The following is a 21,004-nucleotide window of genomic DNA, read 5'->3' as shown; positions in this document are numbered from 1 at the left end:
AATTGTATTTTTATAAGAATGATTATAAATCATATGATTTTTATATTAGGTAATCCATAGTTAATGGTAGTGAAGAATATGGCTAAAGCAATTGCAGCAACACCAACTTTAACCGGGAAGGATGCAGATCGTTTCGTTCAAAAACTGGACAAACCAGCAACATCCGAAAAGAAGAAATTCTTGAAAGAATCCCTTAAAGTTTACAGAACTATTAAAGCTAATAGCGAACGCTAGGCAACCAATTTTCAAAATCTGTATACATAGCCAGATGTTCGTCTTCACATTCTGCTAATTCTACAAAATAATTCTTTTCATAAAACTTTTCTACCCCCCGGTAGGCATCTACTGAAATAAACCGCACCCCAACTTCTTCACCTAATTTCAACGCCAAACCTATCACATACATGATTAAGGTACTGCCCACATTCCTGCTTTTATAATCTTCATGTACAGCCAATCTACCGATCTTAATAGCAGGGAAAGCTGGATAATTAACCCCTATTCTTTTTTTATCTTTTCTGTTAATTTTTACCGAATCTGCAGAAACTGTGAAAAAGGCTATTATTTCTTCTTTATACTTGCAAATATAGGTTTGATTTAATCTATCATCCCGTTGAGGCAGTGCATCAAAATGGATAAACTCGTCAAGATCATCATCACTACATTTAAATCCTGTAAGATCATGGTTTGAGGATAATTTTACGATAATCAAATCCTCATAAGGAATGTCTTGTTCTGACATAAAATAGTATTTAAAATCATCAACTATTTAATACATTTGAAACACATTAACCTTAGACCTGCTTGACTTAGAGGCTGTTTTTTAGCCATGATAACAACAATTTTACAGAATATGGGGCTGAAAATGAGATGATCAATTGGAAATATATTATTATAGGGGCAGCTTTGGTTGTGGTACTTGGAATAGTTTTAAAAACGTTTGAATATGGTGCTTTTATAGGTATGTTTATTCCAGGGGTTATTGTGGGATATCTTGTAAACAACGGATATAAAAATGGAGCTAAAAATGGAATTATTACCGGATTGATAGGTGGATTTATACTGGGAATTTGGGCGGCTATTACACTTGATTTAAATCTACCACCTTTTCATAATGTAGTAGTTTGTTCCATCTTTGCGATTACCGGTGCGGCTACTTCAGCAATTTTAGATGCTGTAGGTGGAATTATTGGGTCCCTAATACGGGATAAAATAGGTTGAGACATAATTTTTGATATTTTTTTATTTATATCAAAGGGATGAAAAAGAAATGATTAATTGGAAATATTGTATTATAGGGGCAGCTTTAGTTGTGGTACTTGGAATTGTTTTAGGAATGGTTGATTATGGTTCTTTTATAGGTATGTTTATTCCAGGGGTAATTGTGGGATATCTTGTAAACGATGGATATAAAAATGGAGCTAAAAATGGAATTATCACCGGATTGATAGGTGGATTTATACTAGGAATTTTGATTTTTATTACAATTGATTTTAATCTACCACCATTTCCTAATGTAATATATTATATTTTTGTGTTTGCGCTTTTCGCTGCGGCTACTTCAGCAATTTTAGATGCTGTAGGTGGAATCCTTGGCTCCATAATAAGGGATAAAATATAATTTATTTATAATTAGGCTCTTTTGAGTTATTTTATACTCAGAAAATGATATCCATTACTCAATAATAAGTTTTTCAAGTTCATAAACAAATTGTTTAGCTCTTTCTAGTGAGGTTCCTGCTTTGGAGGCTTTTACCTCATACCCTAAGACATATTGGGAATCATTCCTCTTTTTATGTTCTAGATCATAAAGTTCAATTATATCATCAGTTAAATTATCTATTTCATCAAATTCAGTTCTAGCTTCTTCAAGATCCTCAAGAAGCTGTTTTTTTAATTTATCTCTCACTAAAACAATTAATGCATCGCCAGTTACGCGATGAGAAACCTCACCACTTACTTTAAAACCAATTGAAATTAAAACAGCTTTCGCCATATATACATGGAATAGTAAGAAGAAACAATGACCCACAATGGAGAAAAATCTTCTTTATTTAGAAAATCAGCAACATTTAAACTTTCAAGAGCATTATCGTGCAAAGCATCGATTAGATTCTCCTCAGGGACTGCTTTTTTAATTAGTCCTTCATTCAAATTTTTTCTAAAATTCGATTCCGCTATTTTTATTCGTTCTGGGTCTAACATGCTCCAACATCCTATAATAATCTTCTATCCCAATCAATATTATGTTTCTATCCAATAATTCCGAAACTACGCTAAACTCATTGGTTTTAGCCATATTCATAAACTGATCGAAAGATAGTGTCGTAGAGTGGATATTTAATGGTAACAAATTTATTTTCCTTTCAAATTCTTTCTCACGATTTATTTCAGAGATTATCATCAAGTCTATATCAGAATGTTTGGATGCTGTTCCTTTAGCGTAAGATCCGAAAATTAAAGCAATAAATGGAAAATTTAGGTTATATAACTTTTTATTTAGAATTTTTAGATCAGTATTTTTTTCAAGAAGATCTCTAGTACGCTCATATTCTGCTTGGAATATAAGAGGGTGGACTTTTTTATTTAGAGAACATCTATAAGAAGAACCAATCTTTTCAAGAGTTACTAGATCATCTAGCTCTAATTTCTTAATGATTTTATAAACATTAGCATAGGGTATTTTTACTCTGTTGGCTATTTGACGAATGCTACTCCCCTGTCCTAATGTTACCAAATCTTTTACTATTTCGATCTTATTGTCTTTCATGAGAAACTCCTGTTATAGTAAATATGATATAATATTATATCAAACTTACTATAATGTTATATCAAATATACTATAATGTTATAGTAAAAATGCTATAATCAACAGGAATAACCATCCAAAACAAAAAAAATGCATTTCATATCGTCAAATTTTTCGGGATCTTATTTATAAAGATCTCAACAGATAATTTAATTGGCCAAAAACATTTTGATAATAACAAGAATAATATAACAAGCCATAATAAACAAATTAATTCAATCTTAAAAATCCATATACACGTTTTTTATTAAAAAAAGAGGTAATATTAAGTGATAGGAATAAGCGCTGATTTTGACCCAGTTCACAAGGGACATGCTTCCCTTATTGGGAAGGCCAGGGAAATAGCTGATGAAAAAGGTGATGAGGTAGTTATCTACCTTAATAAAGGTTACAGTGCCAATCACGCCCCCTTCTTTGTCAGTTTCGAGGGAAGGAGTAAGATGGCTCTGGAGGCCGGGGCTGACCGGATAGTGCCCATTGAAGGTTTGCACCACCGGCTGACCATGTCCTACACCGTCCCCATAAGGATAGCCATGATGATCCAGGATGGGGTCACTGACTATGTGGACGCTGCAGAAGTTAACCCCGCCCAGATAAAAAAATACGCTGCCAGATTCATTAGAAGAGGAATATTCAGTGGTATTCCCCGTAATCTACCTAACAGGAATGTTATTCGGTGGTATGCGGTAAACGAGTTTTTGTATCAGCGTTTTAATCGTAAAATGGAGTTTCATTTCATACCGGAAGGTAAGGTAAATGGAGAGAAGATTTCAGGCAGGCAGATACGCAGCGAAATCCTGGAAAACAATCTCCGTATACCGGGAAGTGTGAAAAGACTGCTACCCAAATCCACGGTACGCATACTGGAGGAGGAAATTGATAAGGGTACTGTTCCTGAAACCAGGAATATGGATGTACTCTTGAAACGTTTGAACACCACCTCCCGCCATAATCTTTTAAACACTGCCCATTTGAATGCCGAGGCAGTGGAGCATATCATTCAGGGTAGATGGTACCAGGCCGAGAATCAGGTGTGGGCATCCCTGCGCCAGGCAGATTACGGTCCAGTGTTAAGCAGACTGGCCTTGAGCTGTGTGGAGGAGGATGTGACACGCAGAGAAATCTACGAGCTAATTCAGGATTATGAGAAACAGGGGATCATCCCCCCGGACCAGACTGTGGAACGGGTTATTGAAAGGGACTGGTTTGTGGCTAATATGGTTGAAACAGGTTTAACCAGTTCCGAGGCCCATGAAAAGTTCCTTAACGGTGCCCGGACAAAGGATAAACCATTATACTCCTTTGATGCCGGTCTTCACCTGCGGAGTTTTGAACTTCCCAAGCTGGAGGAAGGATTAAAAGCATACCTCTACGTGGATAAACGGGGTGTTTTAGCCTGTGAGTTGAAAACAAAAGAGGGTAAGGTTAAAAGTCCACTGAAACTACCCGGGAAGATGGCCACTTACCTGCGCTTACTGGTGGATTCCCAGATTATTCCACTAGAGGGAGAACTGGTGAAGAGGAAGAGAGGCTGGAGAATCAGGTTAATTGTGGGATAAATTGGAGATTAATCAAGATAGTAGAAACTAAATGGGAGACTAATCACCTGGAGACTAACCACAACTGGAAGTCACTGTGAATAAAGTCACTGCGATGGTGAAATAAGTAAAAATTGAGGAAAATTGAGCAATAATAAGGAAAATTAGTAAAAAGAGTTAACCACCGGGATTCTCCTCATCGTGGTGGGCTTCGTGGTGTTCCACCACGGGGCAGGACCAGTCTGGACAGAAGGTCATCACCATTTTACCCCGGTCGGTGGCTATGTAAAGTCTCCAGCAATTGTTTCCATAGGTTTTAAACCAGCTATCCAGCACCTTTCGGCCTTTAAGTTTGTCAAGTTCCTTCTGACATTCTTCAGCCTGTAGATCACCATTCATAGGAAATCTCCTCTGAATTTTCCATTAAGAACCGGGTTATTTATTCTAAATTGGTGTACCTACTTATGTGCACAATTCTATTTATTTATTCCTACCTTTTGAAAGTCGGGCCTTCTGGTCATCCTTTTTATCTATTTTGTCAAATATTTCCCGATAATCCACTGGTTTTTCCGGTATTTGCCCTATTTTATCCAGAAGGTTGTGGAAAAACTCCATGGTAGCCGGAGTGATAACTGGATCCTCATACTGGGACAGGAACTGGTGCACCTCACTCATTTCCTGGGCACGTCTCTGGGCGTGTAGTGCACTGCTTTTGAGTCGGGAAATGGATGCATCCTTGAAATGGGGGCCCTCGGTCTGGCTGAGGTATCGCAGGAGAACCTTGTCTACTCCCATTTTATAGGCAGGGTACAGGGTTTCAAAGAGTAGGGCGGAGACACCCTTGGTGTAGGCACTGCGCAGCATCTTCAACCCTGATGCCTGACCAGGCTCGGGACCAATTACTTCAATATTCATACCGTACTGGTTGAGCTCAGCAAAGTCTTCAGCAAACTCGCCAGAGGCAATGATAGGAGTCCCTAAACCGTTCTTTATACCATCCATAATAGCCCCATCTACGGTTTTACCATTAGTGATATGGCGGAAAGCTTCTTTAACTGTACCCGGAGAAACATTATTCAAATCCACGTATACTCCTTCAAAACCTCCACCTACCTTTTTAGCCACACTGACAGCTTCGGCAGGAACCACGGCAGATAAGAGAATATCAGATGACTCAACAAGCTCACTTAAACTGTCAAATAGGTTAATACCACTTGTTTTTGCAAGTTCCACTGATCTCTGGCTTCTTCCCTCAAGACAGGTTGAAACTTCCACTCCCCTTAACAGCAGTCCTTCAGATAAGGTTGATGCAACTTCTCCGAATCCCAGGAAACCTAGTTTAATTTGATTTTTTTGTGCCATTTTATCGACTTATTCGTTACATTTTTTACTCACATTAGTACCGAATATTAGTTTGAAATTATTTATTTCATGTGATATTCCTACCATACAATCGCAAATTCTGAGATTTTTTTATTTTACTTGGATTGTTTCAATGATCTGTTTTGCTGTGTCTGTGCTAAGGTCCCCACTGAATACTAAGATGTTTTTCCCGTTTTTTTGGAAGAAATAATTGTATATTCCACTGGAGTCTTGTATATGTCACAAACAGCACCGCCTATAGTTTTTTGGCCTTTGTATGTTGATGAGCTCGCAACAGCATTTTTTGTTTCGGCTGGGTTGTCCATTATCCTGACAGCTGCTTCAGTTTTTGAGTCTTTATTGACCCTGACGAAGGTCCCATTTTCAGATCCTATTTCTTTAACTTCGCAGTCTGATGGGTACTGGAAAGTCATTTGACTTCCGTTGTAAGTTTTGGCTGAGGATGATGAGATGCATCCTGAAATCATTACCATAATTATCAAAATTGATATAAGCCCTGAAATTACTTCTTTTTTCAAAATAAGACCCCCCATGATATGTTATTTTATACTTGAAACTAGATTTTCTAATTCATCAGATACTAAACCGTTAACTGCGTAGTATTTCCCGTTTTTTTGGAAATAGTATTTTTTCGTATAGTATTTGTCTTTAGTTGTGAAAGTTGTGTAGGTTATGTTACTTGTTCCAACGGTTTCAACCCCTGAAACGCCTGTAAATGTTTTCCATTCGTTCATATCTTGGAGATATTCGTTTTTGGTATTGAATTGGACTATTTTGATTGAATTAGATTCCCCTTGAACTACATTAACGGTTTGTCCGCTATCTTTTATTTGCCAGCTTGCAGGATAATCAAAAGACATATAATTGTTGGTAAATGCTTTGGTTTCATTAGATGATGTGCATCCAGAAACCATTATACTCAAAAAAGAAGTGCTATTATTCCCATTGGAAAACTATTCTTTTCAATATCGACTCCCCCCATATCTTCATTTTCAATATTTTTAATAAGATGCCTTAAAATTTACGATTTTTTTCTGGTGAGCATTAAAAGGATCTGTTACCTTTTGAACAAATGATTGAAGATTTCTTGTGTCAATCATATTGTTCATTCTAGAGCTCCAAGTGGGATAAAAATATAATTTTTGGTGGAAATAAGTTCCAAAATCAATTTGATGCACTTGGATCACAACTTCAAAGATTTGGGGCATCTAAAAGTTTTAAGGGATTATCCGTGATTTACCCTGCTGATAAACCGAAATTAAACCAAAACGATTTATAGTAATATGATATATCCCAAACATAATATCAAAGCAAGTTCTGCATAAATCCATTGAACGACCATACATTTGCAATAAGTAATCTTCTGGAAAAGTTGGAGGGTAAATAAATGTTTTTAAGAGGAACAGTAATTGTTGGTTCTATTTTAACAATAATATTTAGCTTCATTATTGAATTTATTTTCGGAATAATTGGAATTAAGTCATGGGAACTGTCGATATTAATGGGTTTTCTTCTAGCAGGAATATATGTTGGTTACAATATCGGAGGAAATATTTTAAAGTATGGTGCAACTGCAGGCATGCTTACCGGAATAATTGGCACTTTTTTTATAGGATTAGTGTCCATCACCCTTTATTGGTTTAAGTATGGGACTATGCCCATCACCAGCGTCGTTAATAGTGTTTTTTATTATTCGTGCAGCAGTTTATGGTATCACCACTTCCATAGGAGGCATTATAGGAGTTATCATTAAAAGTAGAAAATCTCGCAAATACTCTCATTCCTGAAATGTAATCAGCTTTATCTCACAAAAACCCTATAAGCATATATATTCCTGCCAGAGCAATTATAACCCCCGAAATAACCCTTATCCAATCGGAATATTTCAATATACCTTTGAAATCTATTTTTGACATTAAAAATGCCATAAGGAGTATGGTTAATGAAAATCCTCCGGCGAAGATAACCATGTTAACTATACTGTAACCTATGTTTCCGGTTGATGCACTGTAAGTGGCTACTGCCACCACGTAAGGACCGAAACAGGGGGACCAGGCCAGACAGGTTAAAAATCCCATTAGAAAAGATCCAACTATTCCCTTCTCTGAATCAGGTGTATTGGAAATAGAGGGTGTGGAAATATTAAACAGCCTTTTATTGACAATAAACAGGACCCCAATTATAACCAGGATGAATGCCGCGGCTATTCTAAAGTACAAAAGATAATAATTAATGGCGGCTGTGAAAATGGCGGTTAGTATGGTTATTATGGCAAAGAGGAGGAAAAATCCCAGACTGAAGGCAACTATCTCGGTATTCTTTCGTTTAAGTAGGGAAAAACCCACCACAACTGGTATGAGTGGCAGGACACAGGGTGATATTATGGATGCTATACCTGCCAGAAAGGATAGTAGATAACCGGTTTCCATTTTATCCCCTATATATCGTGACCATCACATTGTGTTCTTGTAAAAAACTAATTTTGCCCTTATTTTGCCTTTATTCTATCTTTATCCTGTCTTTATTCTGTCCTTCTACCTTTATTCCCAAATTAAACCTTATTATCATACTATAATCGTACTATATCTGGCTCAGTAACTTCTCTGGACTCTGGTATCCAACTATTCTCTTTATTTCATTGCCATTGGAGTCCAGTATCAGCATGGTAGGGAGACTGTAAGCCTGGTACTTTGAACTGGGTCCTGGATTTTTATCCACGTCTATCTTTACCAGTACGTAATTTTGTGACAGTTTTTCCTTGACCTCCGGGGAGGTGAAGGTGTTTTTATCCATTTCATCACAGTAAGTACACCAGTCTGCATAAAGATCCACAAATACAGTTTTATTTGTAGCCTTCGCTTCCTGGATGGCCTGATCTAAATTATCATTCCATTTTAAAGTGTCCGAATTATTTTCTGCTTCTTTATTGGTTGAATTAGAAATAACCAGTCCCACCACTAAGAGTGCTGCCACGATAATTACCATCCCCACCAGATATTTATTCATGGTTCTAACTGAGAGTTTCACCATAATATATTTTTATTTACAATTTACTTACAACGGAAACGAAAATAAGGATAAATAGTTTTTATGGTTAAATTCATATTTTTGAAGTGTTTTAAATAAAATAGAGTTTTTAAGGGTTAAAAAGAGTTTAAGGTTAAAAAAATACAGTTTGGAAGGGAAAATAATGGAATAAATTAACCCAGCCGGTTAATTCAGTTTCAAAACCACATTATCTCCCACTTCCACTCCAATATCCCGGGCTATTGGTCGGCACTTGGCATTCAGGAGGCAGAATACAGGTTTGGTTCCCAGATCCATTTCCCCCAGGCCTTCATAGTTACCTAAACCCTTAGATATAATCAGGTCGGCCTGTGAAAATTCCTGTTTGAATTCCGGGGAAAGATCCGCATACAACACTCCCACTGAATCAGTACCAGTGGTGGTGAGCCGGGCCACTTCATCTAAACCCACTTTACGTGCTTCAACCAGGCAGGCATCGTTTAGTATGGGCCCATCCTTCAGGGCCATGGTGACCTCCACATCATATTCCTGAAGTTTTTTAATGAGTAATTTATCGAATACTATTTCACCAACGTTATCCGCCAGGTAAAGGACATTTTTAACCTTTTTTAGTTCAGCTTCCAGTTCTGCGGAGTGATCAACCGAGAGGTCTTTTTCTACAGTAGACATGACCAGGCCCTCAATGTCCGAGTTCAAGCCCAATGCTCCGAAATCAAGGACATTTCCAGCTATGGCTGCTTTAAGATAGTTTTTAAAGGAACCGTCTTTTTCCAGTATCTTTTCCACTTGTGGTAGGAACTGGAGGGCAATTTCATCGGATTTTTCACGCTGCTCATGGTAAGGGTCGGGATTTCCAGTTTCCTGTTTAATGGTACGGTGAATCTTGGTACCTATCTGGTTCGAAACTGCCCCTTTCTTAAATTCCTGGCAGAGTATACGGTTAATCTTTTCGGTGACCTGCATTTTCAGGTCCTCATCATCTGTGGCCAGGTCCAGGGCTTCCCGGGACTGGCGAAGAAAACATGATGCGCATTCGTAATGAACTTTCATAATATCACTTAAATTAGTCAATTAGTCTTTCTAATTAATTTAATTCATTTAATTCAGACTATTTAGTAGCACTCTCAATAACTTTCAACTTGACTCTTAATCAAATTCCCAACTTAATTCTCAATTAAATTCCAACTTAGCTTCCAATTATTTAACACCCAATTAACTCTCAATTAATTTAGCTCCTAATTTAACTTCAATTAACATAACTTTCAACTTGTTTAGATTCTTATTTCCACTGTAGAAAAACTCCCCCGTATTATAGGGTAGATTCTTGAGTTTTTCCGGGTTCCAAGGATTCTCATGTAGAATAAATCTCCTGTAGAATTAAATTCTCCACCCTACTGGGTGAAAGGGTAGGGTGAAAGGCACAGTATAAACACGGCCACAATGACCACCGCCATTATTTTACGGTTCCGGTCCATGGGGGCCACATTGTCCAGTGCACCGGGGTGTCCCTTGTTCATGAAGTAAATTACAACCATGAGGGCCGCCATTAAATACCATCCCAGAACTACGGTGATCATTATTCCCACAATGGACACGAAGGAGTGGATTTTTTGACTGAAAAAGGATCGGGATATGTGTCCTCCGTCCAGGAAAGCCACGGGCATCAGGTTTAGCATGGTAACCAGGACCCCCACCCACCCGGCAAAGGCCACGGGATGCAGGAGGAGCACCTGCCCCTCGTTGGCAGCGGGAGCCACCAGGAAAGTGAACAGCTGCATAATGAGTGGTGGTACGAAAACCATGGAGACCTCGGGATTGGTGGCTACTATAGAAAGTTTCAGGCCAATCAGGAGCACCGGGATGGCCACAATGAAACCCGCCAGGGGACCACTGTATCCCAGGTCGAACAATGCTCGGCGGTTAGGTATAGGGGATTTGATATTTATAAGGGCACCGAAGGTACCGATTATGGTTGGTGCGGGTATGAAGTAGGGTAAGGTGGCATCCACTCCGTGTTTTCGGGCGGCGAAAAAGTGGGCCAGTTCATGGGCTCCAATTATCCCCAGGAGGGCCACGGCAAAGGCCACTGCCTGCCACATGTCTCCCTCTCCCAGGTAGTACCCGGCAAAGAGGGTGGTGCCAATGGTGGCCAGGAGAAGAATCACGTTGATGTGTATCCGTGATTTTCCTTTTTCCTGTTTCTTGGCTATGTTAATTTTATAATAAGTACCTTCTGGACTTATAAAGGGAACGAATCCCAGTTCATCCAGTTCTTTTACCAATTCCTGGAAACTGTGGGGGTTGTAATCTCCCACCAAAAAGTAAGACCCTTCCTTACCACCATTACCATCGGAAAATCCGATTATTGGAAAATAGTGGGAGATTGATTGTTCAATTAGATGAAAGTCATCCACATATACACTTCCTGGGTTATCTCCATGGATTACACTGTAAATTACTTTACGTTTAATTCTAAGATTATTGTAAATTGATTATTAATTAGTAAAATTATTCAGTTAAACTCAGTGAATACTGATTATCCCCCGTAAATTACCTTTATTACTTCAATTACGTCCCCATTTTCCACGAGTTCTTCTTCGATTATTATGGACTGGTTTTTCTTAACCACCACAGTTTCTACTGGTATTTCCATCATTTGGAGAAGTTCTTTTACTGTTTTATCTCCTTCAACATCTATTTTCTTTTCATCTTCCCCGATGATAACCGTGACTTCCATGATCTTAAATCTCCAATTGTTTTTTTTATTAGTATTCTATTTTTTAAATTGGTTAACCTGGTTATTTCATATTTTGAACTTGTTTTTTTAATGGGTTAACCTGGTTATTTTTATTTTTTAACTTGGGTTTTTTAATTATTTTATAACCTAGTTTTCTATTGAGCTAATTTCTTGTATGTTAATATTGAAGTTATTTTCCCAGTTTAGGAGTGTTACTTAACTCTATTTTTTCTCCCACATCTTACGGAAGCTGCAGGCTTTGCAGAGTTTGCCGGATGCAGGTTCTCCGCATTCAGTGCATTCTCCAGTGTGGTTTTTCCGGGAAAACTCCTTTTTAAGGACGGGTTTTATCTTATCAAAACCCCGCAGGGTGGAGTACATTATGGTGGGATGGTCCAGGCTGATTTCCTTGAGGAAGTCCCTTATCTTGGCCCGGAAGGAATCCCCGGCATAGGGACAGCCAGCCAGGTGGACGGGTAGGTCCCGGGCCACCACGTAGAGGGCGGTTTCCTTCTCTGGGATCTCCCGGAGGGGTTTGATCTTGACGGTGAATCCCTCGTAACTGGATTCCGATTTGATTCCAATGCGGGTGAGGTTCTGTATGTTTCCCTCCATGTAGTTCATGAGTATGGACTGGGCCTCGTCATCCAGGTTGTGTCCGGTGGCTATTTTGGTGGCTCCTTCTTCCCGGGCCACCTGGTTCAGGATCCAGCGGCGGAAGACTCCACAGTAGGTGCAGGCATTCCGGTCAGTTGAATCGACCATTATTTCATTTAAGGTGCGGCCCACGTAGTCTTTAAAGGAGACCACCCGGTGTTCAACTCCCCATAGTTCTGCGTTTTTCCGGGCAATGTCCACTCCTTCCTCCCGGTAGCCACAGATACCCTCGTCAATGGTTACTGCCACCAGGTCAATTATTCTCCTTTCCCGGAGATTGTTCAAGATGTCCAGAACCATTACACTATCTTTTCCCCCGGATAAGGCAACTAAAACCTTATCGCCCTTGTCAACCAGGTTTTGCCGGCGGATGTCCCTCAGGACTTTGTCCTGGGTCAGTCTTATGAAACATTCCTGGCAGAGTATCTGTCCGGATTGCTTTCTTTTGATGATGATCCGGGGGTTACCGCATTTATCACATACTTCCATTGATATTTTACTCCTTGGTTGGGTAGAACACCCATTACCTTAATCATTTCTTCATTTTAGGTTAGGTTTATTTTGAATTGTAAAAATTAATTAGGATCTCATGATTATTCATGATCTTTTTTTTGATTATAAATGATTTCTCAGTACTCCATGAACTTTTCAAACAGGGGGAAGTCCTGGACATAGTTTTTACCCAGTTTAAGGGCGTCTTCTGCTTTTTGTAGTTCCTGTCCCAGGTAGGCTGCGTGTTCCATCCTGGAGACTAGGTCTCGGTTTATTATTTCCTGGTATATCTCCCAGGCAGTCTGCCCGTAGAGGGCCAGGGTGGGTTGCATCTTCGGGTAATGAACCACCATTATGCTTCCCTCCTGCAGGCTGATTTTAAAGCTACCCCGGGGGTCCTGCTTGAATTTATACTCTGCACTGACAGTTACCTCCGGTACATCCACTTCTTCCTGGATTGATTCTCCCCGGCGCTTGTCCTTGAAGACCAGGAGGTTTATCCCCAGGTCCTTGGGTATGGAACCCCTCATCTTGGAGAGGAACATCATCTTGGCGGAAACTGCCAGTTCTTTCACACTTCCCCTGGTTTTACCACTCTCTTCCGGGGTGAAGAGAATGCTGGATCCCAGTTCCATGGATATCCCTGCCAGTAACGCGTTAACCCCCACAGAATCCACATCCATCAGTTCGGTAACGTTTCCGATACCAAAGAAAACCGGACACTTTTCAGTGACTGTTTCCTGGAATTTGCGGCAGGCAATAATCGAATCGACCATGCTCTTGCTGTTTACCGGGTCCAGTATGGGGTCGGCGATGACCTCTATACCTTTACACTTTTCTTTTAAATCCATCAACGAGTTTACCCGTTCGTCTATGGTTTCCGGGACCCAACCCCTCCGGTAATCCGTGGGCAGGATAACTGCCGGGATCTTGGCCCTCTGGAGGGCAGGTAAAACCTCGGAGTAATTCCCGTGGTCCAGGCTTAACACCATATCCACCCCGGCATCCACAGCCACCAGGAGCTCCTCACTCTGCAGGGTGTCTATGCTCACCGGTACCTCCAGATTTTCCTGGAGAAGCTGGACCATGGCTGGTATCCGGGAGGACATGTTTTCCCCGGCGATCATTCCAATGTCCACCATGTTGGCCCCGGATTTGACAAAGTATTCTGCCTTTTTTAAGAGTTCTTCCGGGCTTAAAAGGGGCGCATTGGCAATTTCCGCCAGCACCCTCATGGGGAAGTCTTCACCCACCGGAAGGTCACCAACCCGGATGTTTTCCGGTTTCTGGAGGAGTTTTTTAGTGTTTTCCCGGTTACCCTCAAAATCTTCAATGTATTTCAGGGCTCGTTTCCTCTGTTCTTCCTCGATGAGTTTATCTGCAGATTTCTTAGGGGATAGGTCCAGTTTATCCACCATTTCCAGGACGATGTCCAGGTCAGCCGCATCAGTGGAACCCTTGTAAGCAGATATCCCCAATTCATCCTTAATGGGACTTACATCCTTGCGTATAAGTCCAGGGGTAATGATCATTTCCACTGATTCTAATTTTCCGTGAGGTAATGTGCGAAGCTCCCCTATGATCTTTTTAGGGGTTAAAAATGCAGCTATGGGTGTTTTAACCACGTGTACCTGCACGTTATGATCTGATTTTGAAGCTGCATCTTTTACCAGTTTACTGGCCAGTTCGCCGGTGATTATCAGTATGTTCATGATCTATTACCACCTTTCTTTCAGGAAAGTAATCCCTTTAGAAGTAATTTCTATATGTTTCATAGAACTTAAAAATATATAAAGATGAAAAGGTAATGGGAAGATGATCTGCCTAAAATCAAGTGGGAAATCCATTGAATTTACTTTCTTTCTGCACCCCATTTATTAAATAAAAAGAGATTTTTGAGCGTGATCAATTAAAACATTATAATAAGCGTTATAATGTCATTAAAGACCATTTTATTCCATTAAGAGTTTTACATGGTGGGGGTACCCAACATGTATATATATTGTAAATTTATAATGATTAACTATGAGGAATGGAGGTAAATAGATGATCGAAATTCGCTTTCACGGACGCGGTGGTCAAGGAGCAGTCACTGCCGCAGAGATACTGGCAAGAGCAGCATTTGAAGACGGAAAATACTGTCAAGCATTCCCATTTTTCGGTGCTGAGCGAAAAGGCGCACCAGTTATGGCTTTTTCTAGAATAAATGACAAGCCCATAAGAAGAAGATATCAAGTTTATAACCCGGACCATGTACTGGTACTGGATGAAACCCTCCTGGAGGCCGTAGATGTATTATCTGGCCTTAAAGAAGGAGGTAAAGTAATAATAAATACCAAAGAAGATTTAAAATTGAGTGGTGCAGAGGTGCACACCATCGATGCCACCGGAATTGCCCTGGAAACACTGGGAGTTCCCATTGTAAACACCGTGATGCTGGGAGCATTCGCCAAGGTGGTTGGTGGAGTTTCCCTGGACTCAATCATCAAAATAACCAAAGAAACTTTCCCTGGTCCAATTGGGGAAAAGAACGCTGAAGCAGCGAAAATTGCCTTCGAAAAGGTGGAGTAAAAAAGGTGATCTAATGGTATCTACTGGAGCATGTGTTAAAGAACCTGGAAGCACCCGAAACAACAAAACCGGAAGCTGGAGAACCTTCAAGCCCATTCTGGATAAAGAAAAATGTATTGACTGCGGCAACTGTGTTCTTTTCTGTCCGGAAGGATGTATAAACCAGGATTACGATATAGATTACGATTACTGTAAGGGCTGTGGCATCTGCGCCGAAGAATGCCCAGTTAAAGCAATAAAAATGGAGAGAGGATAAAATGGTTCAAAAAGTTTATTCTTCCAACCGAGCCGTGGCCGAAGCCGTTAAAATGGCTAAACCAGACGTAGTTCCTGTTTATCCCATAACACCCCAAACAACCATTTCCGAATATCTGGCCCAGTTTGTGGCCGACGGAGACCTGAAAGCCGAATACATCCGTGTGGAATCTGAACACAGCGCAATAAGTGCTGCTTTAGGTGCTTCCGGAGCTGGTGTCCGAGTTTTCAGTGCAACCTCATCCCAGGGCCTGGCCCTGATGCACGAAATACTGTTTGCTGCGGCTGGTATGCGGAGCCCCATTGTACTGGTGGATGCAAACCGAGCACTATCTGCACCACTGAGTATATGGAACGATCAACAGGATTCAATATCTGAACGTGACTCAGGATGGCTGCAAATATACGCAGAAAACGCACAGGAAGCCCTGGACGCGGTTTTAATAGCCTACCGAGTGGCCGAAGACCCAGAAGTTTTACTACCCTGCATGGTCTGTATCGATGGATACTTCCTGACCCACACTGTGGAACCACTGGATGTGCCCAGCCAGGAAGAGGTGGACCAGTTCTTACCACCCTACAAACCCTACGCTTTCCTGGACCCGGAAAACCCCATGTCCATTGGAACCTTCACTGACCCGGACTACTACATGGAAGCCCGTTACGCCATAGAAGCAGCCATGGAAAAATCCAAGAGTGTCATAAGCAAGGCCAACCAGGAATTTAAAGAAGTGTTCGGCCGGGAATATGATCTCGTTGAAACTTACCGCTGTGATGACGCCGAAATCATCATGGTAGCCATGGGTTCACTCTGTGGAACCATTAAAGATGTTATCGATGATTTAAGAGAAGAAGGAGAAAAAGTTGGACTCCTGAAAATCAGGGTGTTCCGTCCCTTCCCCACTGAAGAAATTAAAGAAGTCCTGGAAAAAGCTTCCAAAGTGGCAGTGATAGATAAAAACATCTCATTTGGAATGGGAGGAGTGCTCTACAACAACATCCGAGCCACCACCAATGCCGACGCCCATGGATTTATAGCTGGACTGGGAGGAAGAGATATAACCCCTTCATTCCTCAGGGAAATCATTGAAAAAACTAAAAACCCCACCGGAGAGGTGGAATGGATCGGACTCAAAAAGGAGGAAGTCTAAATGGAAATCAGTGAAAAAGAATTCCTGGCCCCTGGACACCGAGGATGTGCCGGTTGTGGAGCTACCGTAGGTGTTAGGCTGGCCCTGAAGGCACTGGGCAAAAACACGGTAGCTATTTCCGCCACTGGCTGTCTGGAGGTTATCACCACCCCTTACCCGGAAACTGCCTGGGAAATCCCCTGGATACACGTGGCCTTTGAAAACGCAGCTGCAGTTGCATCTGGAGTGGAAAGGGCCTTAAAATCACAGGGAAAAGATGCCCAAGTAGTGGCATTTGCTGGTGACGGAGGAACAGCAGACATAGGACTGCAAGCACTGTCCGGAGCCATGGAAAGGGGTCACAACCTGATCTACATCTGTTACGATAACGAAGCCTACATGAACACCGGTGTGCAGAGAAGTGGAGCCACCCCTTACGGTGCATCCACCACCACCAGCCCCCATGGTAAGGAAAGTTTTGGTGAGGACAAACCCAAAAAGAACATACCCATGATCATGGCGGCCCACGGTGTACCCTACGTAGCCACCGCCAGCATATCCTACCCGGAAGACTTCATGAAAAAGGTTCAGAAGGCCCGAGAAGTAGATGGTCCGGCTTACATTCACTTACACCAGCCCTGTACCACTGGTTGGGGTTTCAGCCCCTCCAAGACCATTGACCTGGGACGTCTGGCTGTGGAAACCGGTTCATGGATACTCTATGAAATCGAGGATGGAGACTTCCGTGTCACCTACCGACCACTGCAACGTAAAATGGTGGATGAATACTTACAGGCTCAAAAACGTTTCAAACATCTTACTGAATTAGAAAGAGAACGTATCCAGAAAAATGTGGATGCCATCTGCAGTGAACTCAAAATATAGGAGGCTTAGCCTTGGAAAAAATAATTATCCAGTCCGACCTCTGTGATGGGTGTTTGGACTGTCAGGAGGCATGTGCCCGGCTCCACGGAACTTCCGGGATCCTGGTAAGGGAAGTGGAGGGATCATTTTATCCCATTATCTGTCAGCACTGTGAAGATGCACCCTGCCAGTTGATCTGCCCTACCGAAGCCATGGGTGAAGAAGGAGTGGACCCGGAAAGATGTATTGGCTGCGGACTGTGTATGATGGTTTGCCCCTTTGGTGCGGCGACCATACACGAACGAAAATCCCATAAATGTAACCAGTGCCCTGATCTGGACACCCCGGCCTGTGTGAAAGCCTGTTCCAAACGGGCCATAGCCAAGGTGGACACTGATAAGTTGCAGGCTGAAAAGCAGCGCAAACACATCGAAAAAATCACGGGTATCGGTAAAAAGAGTAAGAAAAGTTCTGATCTCATTAACATTATGACCGCCAGCACACGGGCTAAAAAGGCCCTGGATAAGGAGGCCTAGCAATGAAAGAACTTATCTCCCAACCAGAACTCTGTGATGAATGCGGGAAATGCGAACGCATATGTCCTAAAAACGCTATAAGAGTGATCAGTGGCGTGCCAGTTTACTGTTTGCACTGTGCTGAAGAACGCGCCCCCTGCATGACCATCTGTCCAGAGGGAGCAATCGAAAAGGTCAATGGAGCGGTTATAATCCATGAAGAGGAATGTATTGGCTGTGGACTGTGCCGGGATGCCTGTCCAATAGGTGCCATCAATCTAAATGAATGTGGAATTGCCACCAAATGTGACCTGTGCTTTGAACGGGATGAACCACTCTGTGTTTCCGTGTGTCCTAAAGATGCTCTTAAAATGAGTTCTGAAGATATCCTGGCGGATAAACGGGACCGTATAGCTAAAGAATTGGAAAGAGTTAAGATGATCATGAAATAATCTGATCATCATCCTCCCTTCCTCTATTTATTCCCATTTTTTACTGTTTTTTTGATTTGTAGTTTATTTTTACTTACTTTATTCCTCTCATTACTGTTTCTGATTTGCTGATTTATTTTTACTCAATTTATTTTCACTGATTATTTTAACCCCATTAATTCGGGCTTTATTTTTTGCCAGTGCTCGCACTTGGATCCACTACTGAAATTGGATTGATACACAATTTTTCCAGGGTTTTTTCTTGGTTTTAAATTAAGTCAACGGTTAAGAATAAGGGATGATCCCACCATACCTTCCCTTTCCAACTGAGGTAGAACTAAATTTAAATAAGGGTGGGGATTAAACTAGATTCTATGATTAGTCAAGAGAGGGTAGAAGAAGAAATTTGCCGATTATATAAGGAAGCGGTTATAAAACTCCCTGAAGATGTTAAGAATGCCCTGGAACATGCATTCAAAATTGAAGATGATGAGACTGCTCTTTTAAATTTAAAAGCTATTTTAGATAATATAAAGGCCGCGGAAGAAATGAATATTCCCCTCTGCCAGGATACCGGCCTCCCCATTGTATTTGTTAAGATGGGCAAGGTGGAAGTGGAAAATTTGAAGGAAGGTATTGTTAAGGGTGTGCAAAGAGCCACTGGTGAGGTGCCCTTACGCCCCAATGTGGTGGATCCACTCACCCGACAGAACACCGGGAACAACAGTGGCCGTTTCATTCCCCTGATTGACCTGGAACTGGTGGATAATGATGAACTGGAAATTACCATTTTCCCCAAGGGTTTCGGTTCCGAGAACAACAATGCCCTTAAAATGGCCCTCCCGGGTGAAGGGGAGGAAGGAATTAAGCAGTTTGTCCTGGACACCGTGCTCTCAGCCGGAGGAAAACCGTGCCCCCCCATCGTGGTAGGAGTGGGAATTGGTGGATCATCGGATATGGCCTTGAAACTGGCCAAGAAAGCCCTTCTCCGGAAAGTTGGAGAGCACCACCCCGAGGAGAGAATGGCCCACTTGGAGAGAGAAATGTTGGAAATGGTTAATGCCACGGGAATCGGCCCCATGGGTTTAGGGGGTAAAACCACCGCCCTGGATGTTAAAATAGAATACGCAGACACCCACACTGCCGGTCTTCCCATAGGAGTTTGTATACAGTGCTGGGCTGCCCGCAGGGCGACTGGAACTTTAAAAACAGAATAAATATTAAACAGAATAAAAATACCGTTATTCTCTGGATTCCACTTTTTTTTATAAATAATTAAACGGAAGATAATACTCTTCCAACCTACCCCTGAATGTTCTTTAATTTTCAGTTCCAAAGTTCCAAAAAAGTTCCAAAACAAAGTTCCAAAAAAAACTGTTTCCTAATTTAATCAAAAAATAAGAATAAAGACCATTAAAATGGTCTTGTGTTAAAAAACCTTAAACCTACCCTTCTGGTTTCTTTCCAATGGCAAACTGATCTTTTTCACAGGTGATCATGAAGATGGTTCTATCTCCAATGTTTTCTGCACGGTCGGCAATTCTCTCCAGGAATCTGGCCAGGAACAGCAGGTAGATGAGGTAGGATATGGATTCTTTGTCCTGGAACATGCTCTTGGTAATGTCCTTAAGGGCGTGATCGAATAGATCATCCACCTTATCATCGTCCCGGTGTAGTTCACGGGCTACATTCATGTTCTTGGCTAAAAATGCAGCCATACTCTTACTAACCATCCCATCCACTATATCAGCCATGCGCTGCAGATCAAAGAGGGGTTTTTCCGGGATCTCTTCATCCTTGATATGGCGGGCAATATCCGCAATATTGGAGGCCAAACCAGAAATTCGTTTTAAGTGACTTGAAACCTTAATACTGGTTTCAATAAATCTTAAATCACCGGCAACTGGTTGTTCAGCGGCAATAATACTCATGGCATCGTGTTCTATCTGGTAACCCATGTCATGGACCTTTATATTGGTTTCCATAACACTTTTGACCAGATCGGCATCGTAATTTATAAAGGTACTGAAGGCTTCCCGGTAAGCCTTTAACGTTGCTTGACCCATTTGATCAACATTTTCCTTCAAATCATCCAGTTTTTTCTGGAACCTCATCCGGGGATATCTTCTCTCCATACTATCTTCCACCTATTTGAGATTTAGTAAATAATATTATAAGTCCTATCTTCATCCAAATCTACCGGTAATATAATCTTCTGTTCTCTTATCCTCGGGTTCAATGAAGATCTTCTCGGTGAGCCCGCTTTCCACAATCTCCCCGTTGAGGAAGAAGGCAGTGTGTTTGGATACACGGGTAGCCTGTTGCATGTTGTGGGTTACAATGATAATGGTAAAGTCGTTCTTGAGTTTGTGTATCAGATCCTCCACCTTGGTGGTGGATATGGGATCCAGTGCAGAACAGGGCTCATCCATGAGTATAACCTCTGGCTCCACTGCTATGGTACGGGCGATGCACAGCCGCTGCTGTTGACCACCCGAAAGTCCCATGGCTGATTTATCCAGAATATTTTTCACTTCATCCCACAGTGCTGCCCCTCTAAGGCTTTCTTCAACCTTTTGAGCAAGAACATCCTTG

Annotated in this window: 28 protein-coding genes (1 of these 28 only partly in view); 12 read left to right on the top strand and 16 right to left on the bottom strand. The window is 41.5% G+C overall.

Translation table 11 applies throughout. The features are described from left to right. The first annotated feature begins 78 nt into the window (after positions 1–78). The gene (locus tag CIT02_RS10485) at positions 79–234 is read left to right on the top strand and encodes a hypothetical protein (protein WP_292612270.1); all 156 of its coding nucleotides are present in this window, start codon (positions 79–81) and stop codon (positions 232–234) included. Here the strand turns inward: CIT02_RS10485 and CIT02_RS10480 are convergent. Next, positions 218–742 carry a GNAT family N-acetyltransferase gene (locus tag CIT02_RS10480; RefSeq protein ID WP_292612268.1) on the bottom strand — a complete coding sequence of 175 codons (525 nt, stop codon included), beginning with the start codon at positions 740–742 and terminating at the stop codon, positions 218–220. The two genes, CIT02_RS10485 and CIT02_RS10480, sit on opposite strands and share 17 nt — an antisense overlap. A gap of 128 nt (positions 743–870) precedes the next feature. Between CIT02_RS10480 and CIT02_RS10475 the strand changes: the two genes are divergently transcribed. Next, on the top strand, positions 871–1,221 hold the full coding sequence (locus CIT02_RS10475) for a DUF5518 domain-containing protein (protein WP_292612266.1): 351 nt from the start codon (positions 871–873) through the stop codon (positions 1,219–1,221). 49 nt (positions 1,222–1,270) lie between these two features. Beyond that, positions 1,271–1,621, top strand: a complete 351-nt coding sequence (locus CIT02_RS10470; RefSeq protein ID WP_292612263.1) for a DUF5518 domain-containing protein — start codon at positions 1,271–1,273, stop codon at positions 1,619–1,621. A 54-nt stretch (positions 1,622–1,675) separates the two neighbouring features. Here CIT02_RS10470 and CIT02_RS10465 read toward each other — a convergent pair whose 3' ends face one another. Both CIT02_RS10465 and CIT02_RS10460 read right to left on the bottom strand, forming a co-directional pair. Next, complete coding sequence (locus tag CIT02_RS10465; protein WP_292612261.1) at positions 1,676–1,996, bottom strand: hypothetical protein; 321 nt, start codon at positions 1,994–1,996, stop codon at positions 1,676–1,678. A gap of 165 nt (positions 1,997–2,161) precedes the next feature. Continuing rightward, a complete protein-coding gene (locus tag CIT02_RS10460) occupies positions 2,162–2,770 on the bottom strand; it encodes a nucleotidyltransferase domain-containing protein (protein ID WP_292612259.1) in 609 nt (202 codons plus the stop codon). Positions 2,771–3,078: 308 nt separating this feature from the next. Between CIT02_RS10460 and CIT02_RS10455 the strand changes: the two genes are divergently transcribed. Then, complete coding sequence (locus CIT02_RS10455; protein WP_292612257.1) at positions 3,079–4,368, top strand: cytidyltransferase; 1,290 nt, start codon at positions 3,079–3,081, stop codon at positions 4,366–4,368. Positions 4,369–4,524: 156 nt separating this feature from the next. On the opposite strand, the gene CIT02_RS10450 is transcribed toward CIT02_RS10455, so the two are convergent. The 4 genes from CIT02_RS10450 to CIT02_RS10435 form a co-directional block, all read right to left on the bottom strand. After that, positions 4,525–4,746, bottom strand: coding sequence for a hypothetical protein (locus CIT02_RS10450; protein ID WP_292612255.1), 222 nt, complete (start codon positions 4,744–4,746; stop codon positions 4,525–4,527). Positions 4,747–4,827: 81 nt separating this feature from the next. Continuing rightward, positions 4,828–5,709 carry an NAD(P)-dependent oxidoreductase gene (locus CIT02_RS10445; protein ID WP_292612253.1) on the bottom strand — a complete coding sequence of 294 codons (882 nt, stop codon included), beginning with the start codon at positions 5,707–5,709 and terminating at the stop codon, positions 4,828–4,830. A 176-nt stretch (positions 5,710–5,885) separates the two neighbouring features. Then, positions 5,886–6,248 carry a hypothetical protein gene (locus CIT02_RS10440; RefSeq protein ID WP_292612251.1) on the bottom strand — a complete coding sequence of 121 codons (363 nt, stop codon included), beginning with the start codon at positions 6,246–6,248 and terminating at the stop codon, positions 5,886–5,888. Between the two features lie 21 nt (positions 6,249–6,269). Then, positions 6,270–6,644, bottom strand: coding sequence for a hypothetical protein (locus tag CIT02_RS10435; protein ID WP_292612249.1), 375 nt, complete (start codon positions 6,642–6,644; stop codon positions 6,270–6,272). Between the two features lie 473 nt (positions 6,645–7,117). On the opposite strand from CIT02_RS10435, the gene CIT02_RS10430 reads away from it, so the two are divergent. Next, positions 7,118–7,483: a DUF5518 domain-containing protein gene (locus CIT02_RS10430; RefSeq protein WP_292612246.1), complete on the top strand. Its 366-nt coding sequence runs from the start codon at positions 7,118–7,120 to the stop codon at positions 7,481–7,483. 52 nt (positions 7,484–7,535) lie between these two features. Here the strand turns inward: CIT02_RS10430 and CIT02_RS10425 are convergent, their stop codons facing one another. From CIT02_RS10425 to CIT02_RS10395, 7 genes are all read right to left on the bottom strand, one after another. After that, a complete protein-coding gene (locus tag CIT02_RS10425; RefSeq protein WP_292612244.1) occupies positions 7,536–8,159 on the bottom strand; it encodes a cytochrome c biogenesis CcdA family protein in 624 nt (207 codons plus the stop codon). A gap of 151 nt (positions 8,160–8,310) precedes the next feature. Beyond that, complete coding sequence (locus CIT02_RS10420; protein WP_292612242.1) at positions 8,311–8,715, bottom strand: thioredoxin family protein; 405 nt, start codon at positions 8,713–8,715, stop codon at positions 8,311–8,313. A gap of 228 nt (positions 8,716–8,943) precedes the next feature. Then, the gene (locus CIT02_RS10415; protein WP_292612239.1) at positions 8,944–9,807 is read right to left on the bottom strand and encodes a DUF89 domain-containing protein; all 864 of its coding nucleotides are present in this window, start codon (positions 9,805–9,807) and stop codon (positions 8,944–8,946) included. Positions 9,808–10,148: 341 nt separating this feature from the next. After that, complete coding sequence (locus CIT02_RS10410; protein WP_292612237.1) at positions 10,149–11,171, bottom strand: site-2 protease family protein; 1,023 nt, start codon at positions 11,169–11,171, stop codon at positions 10,149–10,151. Between the two features lie 122 nt (positions 11,172–11,293). Beyond that, a complete protein-coding gene (locus tag CIT02_RS10405) occupies positions 11,294–11,494 on the bottom strand; it encodes a MoaD/ThiS family protein (protein WP_292612235.1) in 201 nt (66 codons plus the stop codon). Between the two features lie 222 nt (positions 11,495–11,716). Continuing rightward, complete coding sequence (locus CIT02_RS10400; protein ID WP_292612233.1) at positions 11,717–12,640, bottom strand: TIGR00269 family protein; 924 nt, start codon at positions 12,638–12,640, stop codon at positions 11,717–11,719. A gap of 140 nt (positions 12,641–12,780) precedes the next feature. After that, positions 12,781–14,355: a dihydropteroate synthase-like protein gene (locus CIT02_RS10395; RefSeq protein ID WP_292612231.1), complete on the bottom strand. Its 1,575-nt coding sequence runs from the start codon at positions 14,353–14,355 to the stop codon at positions 12,781–12,783. Positions 14,356–14,689: 334 nt separating this feature from the next. Between CIT02_RS10395 and porC the strand changes: the two genes are divergently transcribed. The 7 genes from porC (at position 14,690) to CIT02_RS10360 (ending at position 19,626) form a co-directional block, all read left to right on the top strand. Beyond that, a complete protein-coding gene (gene porC / locus CIT02_RS10390) occupies positions 14,690–15,214 on the top strand; it encodes a pyruvate synthase subunit PorC (RefSeq protein WP_292612229.1) in 525 nt (174 codons plus the stop codon). A 13-nt stretch (positions 15,215–15,227) separates the two neighbouring features. Then, entirely contained in the window at positions 15,228–15,470 is a 243-nt protein-coding gene (gene porD / locus CIT02_RS10385; protein WP_048072341.1) for a pyruvate synthase subunit PorD, read from the top strand. A 1-nt stretch (position 15,471) separates the two neighbouring features. Next, positions 15,472–16,620 (top strand): pyruvate synthase subunit PorA, encoded by a 1,149-nt coding sequence (porA, locus tag CIT02_RS10380; RefSeq protein ID WP_292612225.1) that lies wholly within the window; start codon positions 15,472–15,474, stop codon positions 16,618–16,620. Next, entirely contained in the window at positions 16,621–17,484 is an 864-nt protein-coding gene (gene porB, locus CIT02_RS10375) for a pyruvate synthase subunit PorB (RefSeq protein WP_292612224.1), read from the top strand. A gap of 11 nt (positions 17,485–17,495) precedes the next feature. Then, a complete protein-coding gene (locus CIT02_RS10370; protein WP_292612222.1) occupies positions 17,496–17,999 on the top strand; it encodes a 4Fe-4S dicluster domain-containing protein in 504 nt (167 codons plus the stop codon). Positions 18,000–18,001: 2 nt separating this feature from the next. Continuing rightward, a complete protein-coding gene (locus tag CIT02_RS10365) occupies positions 18,002–18,430 on the top strand; it encodes a 4Fe-4S dicluster domain-containing protein (RefSeq protein WP_292612220.1) in 429 nt (142 codons plus the stop codon). 353 nt (positions 18,431–18,783) lie between these two features. Then, positions 18,784–19,626 carry a fumarate hydratase gene (locus CIT02_RS10360; RefSeq protein WP_292612218.1) on the top strand — a complete coding sequence of 281 codons (843 nt, stop codon included), beginning with the start codon at positions 18,784–18,786 and terminating at the stop codon, positions 19,624–19,626. 228 nt (positions 19,627–19,854) lie between these two features. Here CIT02_RS10360 and phoU read toward each other — a convergent pair whose 3' ends face one another. Together phoU and pstB are read right to left on the bottom strand one after the other, a co-directional pair. After that, positions 19,855–20,544 (bottom strand): phosphate signaling complex protein PhoU, encoded by a 690-nt coding sequence (gene phoU, locus CIT02_RS10355; protein ID WP_292612216.1) that lies wholly within the window; start codon positions 20,542–20,544, stop codon positions 19,855–19,857. A 51-nt stretch (positions 20,545–20,595) separates the two neighbouring features. Next, a protein-coding gene (gene pstB / locus CIT02_RS10350; protein ID WP_292612214.1) for a phosphate ABC transporter ATP-binding protein PstB crosses the window boundary here: on the bottom strand, positions 20,596–21,004 show its 3' portion. Its footprint extends 347 nt past the window's final position; 409 of the gene's 756 nt are visible here — the last part of the coding sequence; its start codon lies beyond the right edge, outside the window — the gene reads right to left on this strand; the stop codon is at positions 20,596–20,598.

Source organism: Methanobacterium sp. BAmetb5 (assembly GCF_003491305.1).
Lineage (GTDB): Archaea > Methanobacteriota > Methanobacteria > Methanobacteriales > Methanobacteriaceae > Methanobacterium.
This window is presented reverse-complemented; position numbering and strand designations above follow the sequence as displayed.

Excerpts from the sequence above, each read along its gene's own strand:
- CIT02_RS10485 (WP_292612270.1), top strand. The coding sequence starts at position 79 with ATGGCTAAAGCAATTGCAGCAACACCAACTTTAACCGGGAAGGATGCA.
- CIT02_RS10480 (WP_292612268.1), bottom strand. The coding sequence starts at position 742 with ATGTCAGAACAAGACATTCCTTATGAGGATTTGATTATCGTAAAATTA.
- CIT02_RS10475 (WP_292612266.1), top strand. The coding sequence starts at position 871 with ATGATCAATTGGAAATATATTATTATAGGGGCAGCTTTGGTTGTGGTA.
- CIT02_RS10470 (WP_292612263.1), top strand. The coding sequence starts at position 1,271 with ATGATTAATTGGAAATATTGTATTATAGGGGCAGCTTTAGTTGTGGTA.
- CIT02_RS10465 (WP_292612261.1), bottom strand. The coding sequence starts at position 1,996 with ATGGCGAAAGCTGTTTTAATTTCAATTGGTTTTAAAGTAAGTGGTGAG.
- CIT02_RS10460 (WP_292612259.1), bottom strand. The coding sequence starts at position 2,770 with ATGAAAGACAATAAGATCGAAATAGTAAAAGATTTGGTAACATTAGGA.
- CIT02_RS10450 (WP_292612255.1), bottom strand. The coding sequence starts at position 4,746 with ATGAATGGTGATCTACAGGCTGAAGAATGTCAGAAGGAACTTGACAAA.
- CIT02_RS10445 (WP_292612253.1), bottom strand. The coding sequence starts at position 5,709 with ATGGCACAAAAAAATCAAATTAAACTAGGTTTCCTGGGATTCGGAGAA.
- CIT02_RS10435 (WP_292612249.1), bottom strand. The coding sequence starts at position 6,644 with ATGGTTTCTGGATGCACATCATCTAATGAAACCAAAGCATTTACCAAC.
- CIT02_RS10430 (WP_292612246.1), top strand. The coding sequence starts at position 7,118 with ATGTTTTTAAGAGGAACAGTAATTGTTGGTTCTATTTTAACAATAATA.
- CIT02_RS10425 (WP_292612244.1), bottom strand. The coding sequence starts at position 8,159 with ATGGAAACCGGTTATCTACTATCCTTTCTGGCAGGTATAGCATCCATA.
- CIT02_RS10420 (WP_292612242.1), bottom strand. The coding sequence starts at position 8,715 with ATGGTAATTATCGTGGCAGCACTCTTAGTGGTGGGACTGGTTATTTCT.
- CIT02_RS10415 (WP_292612239.1), bottom strand. The coding sequence starts at position 9,807 with ATGAAAGTTCATTACGAATGCGCATCATGTTTTCTTCGCCAGTCCCGG.
- CIT02_RS10405 (WP_292612235.1), bottom strand. The coding sequence starts at position 11,494 with ATGGAAGTCACGGTTATCATCGGGGAAGATGAAAAGAAAATAGATGTT.
- CIT02_RS10400 (WP_292612233.1), bottom strand. The coding sequence starts at position 12,640 with ATGGAAGTATGTGATAAATGCGGTAACCCCCGGATCATCATCAAAAGA.
- CIT02_RS10395 (WP_292612231.1), bottom strand. The coding sequence starts at position 14,355 with ATGAACATACTGATAATCACCGGCGAACTGGCCAGTAAACTGGTAAAA.
- porC (WP_292612229.1), top strand. The coding sequence starts at position 14,690 with ATGATCGAAATTCGCTTTCACGGACGCGGTGGTCAAGGAGCAGTCACT.
- porD (WP_048072341.1), top strand. The coding sequence starts at position 15,228 with ATGGTATCTACTGGAGCATGTGTTAAAGAACCTGGAAGCACCCGAAAC.
- porA (WP_292612225.1), top strand. The coding sequence starts at position 15,472 with ATGGTTCAAAAAGTTTATTCTTCCAACCGAGCCGTGGCCGAAGCCGTT.
- porB (WP_292612224.1), top strand. The coding sequence starts at position 16,621 with ATGGAAATCAGTGAAAAAGAATTCCTGGCCCCTGGACACCGAGGATGT.
- CIT02_RS10365 (WP_292612220.1), top strand. The coding sequence starts at position 18,002 with ATGAAAGAACTTATCTCCCAACCAGAACTCTGTGATGAATGCGGGAAA.
- CIT02_RS10360 (WP_292612218.1), top strand. The coding sequence starts at position 18,784 with ATGATTAGTCAAGAGAGGGTAGAAGAAGAAATTTGCCGATTATATAAG.
- phoU (WP_292612216.1), bottom strand. The coding sequence starts at position 20,544 with ATGGAGAGAAGATATCCCCGGATGAGGTTCCAGAAAAAACTGGATGAT.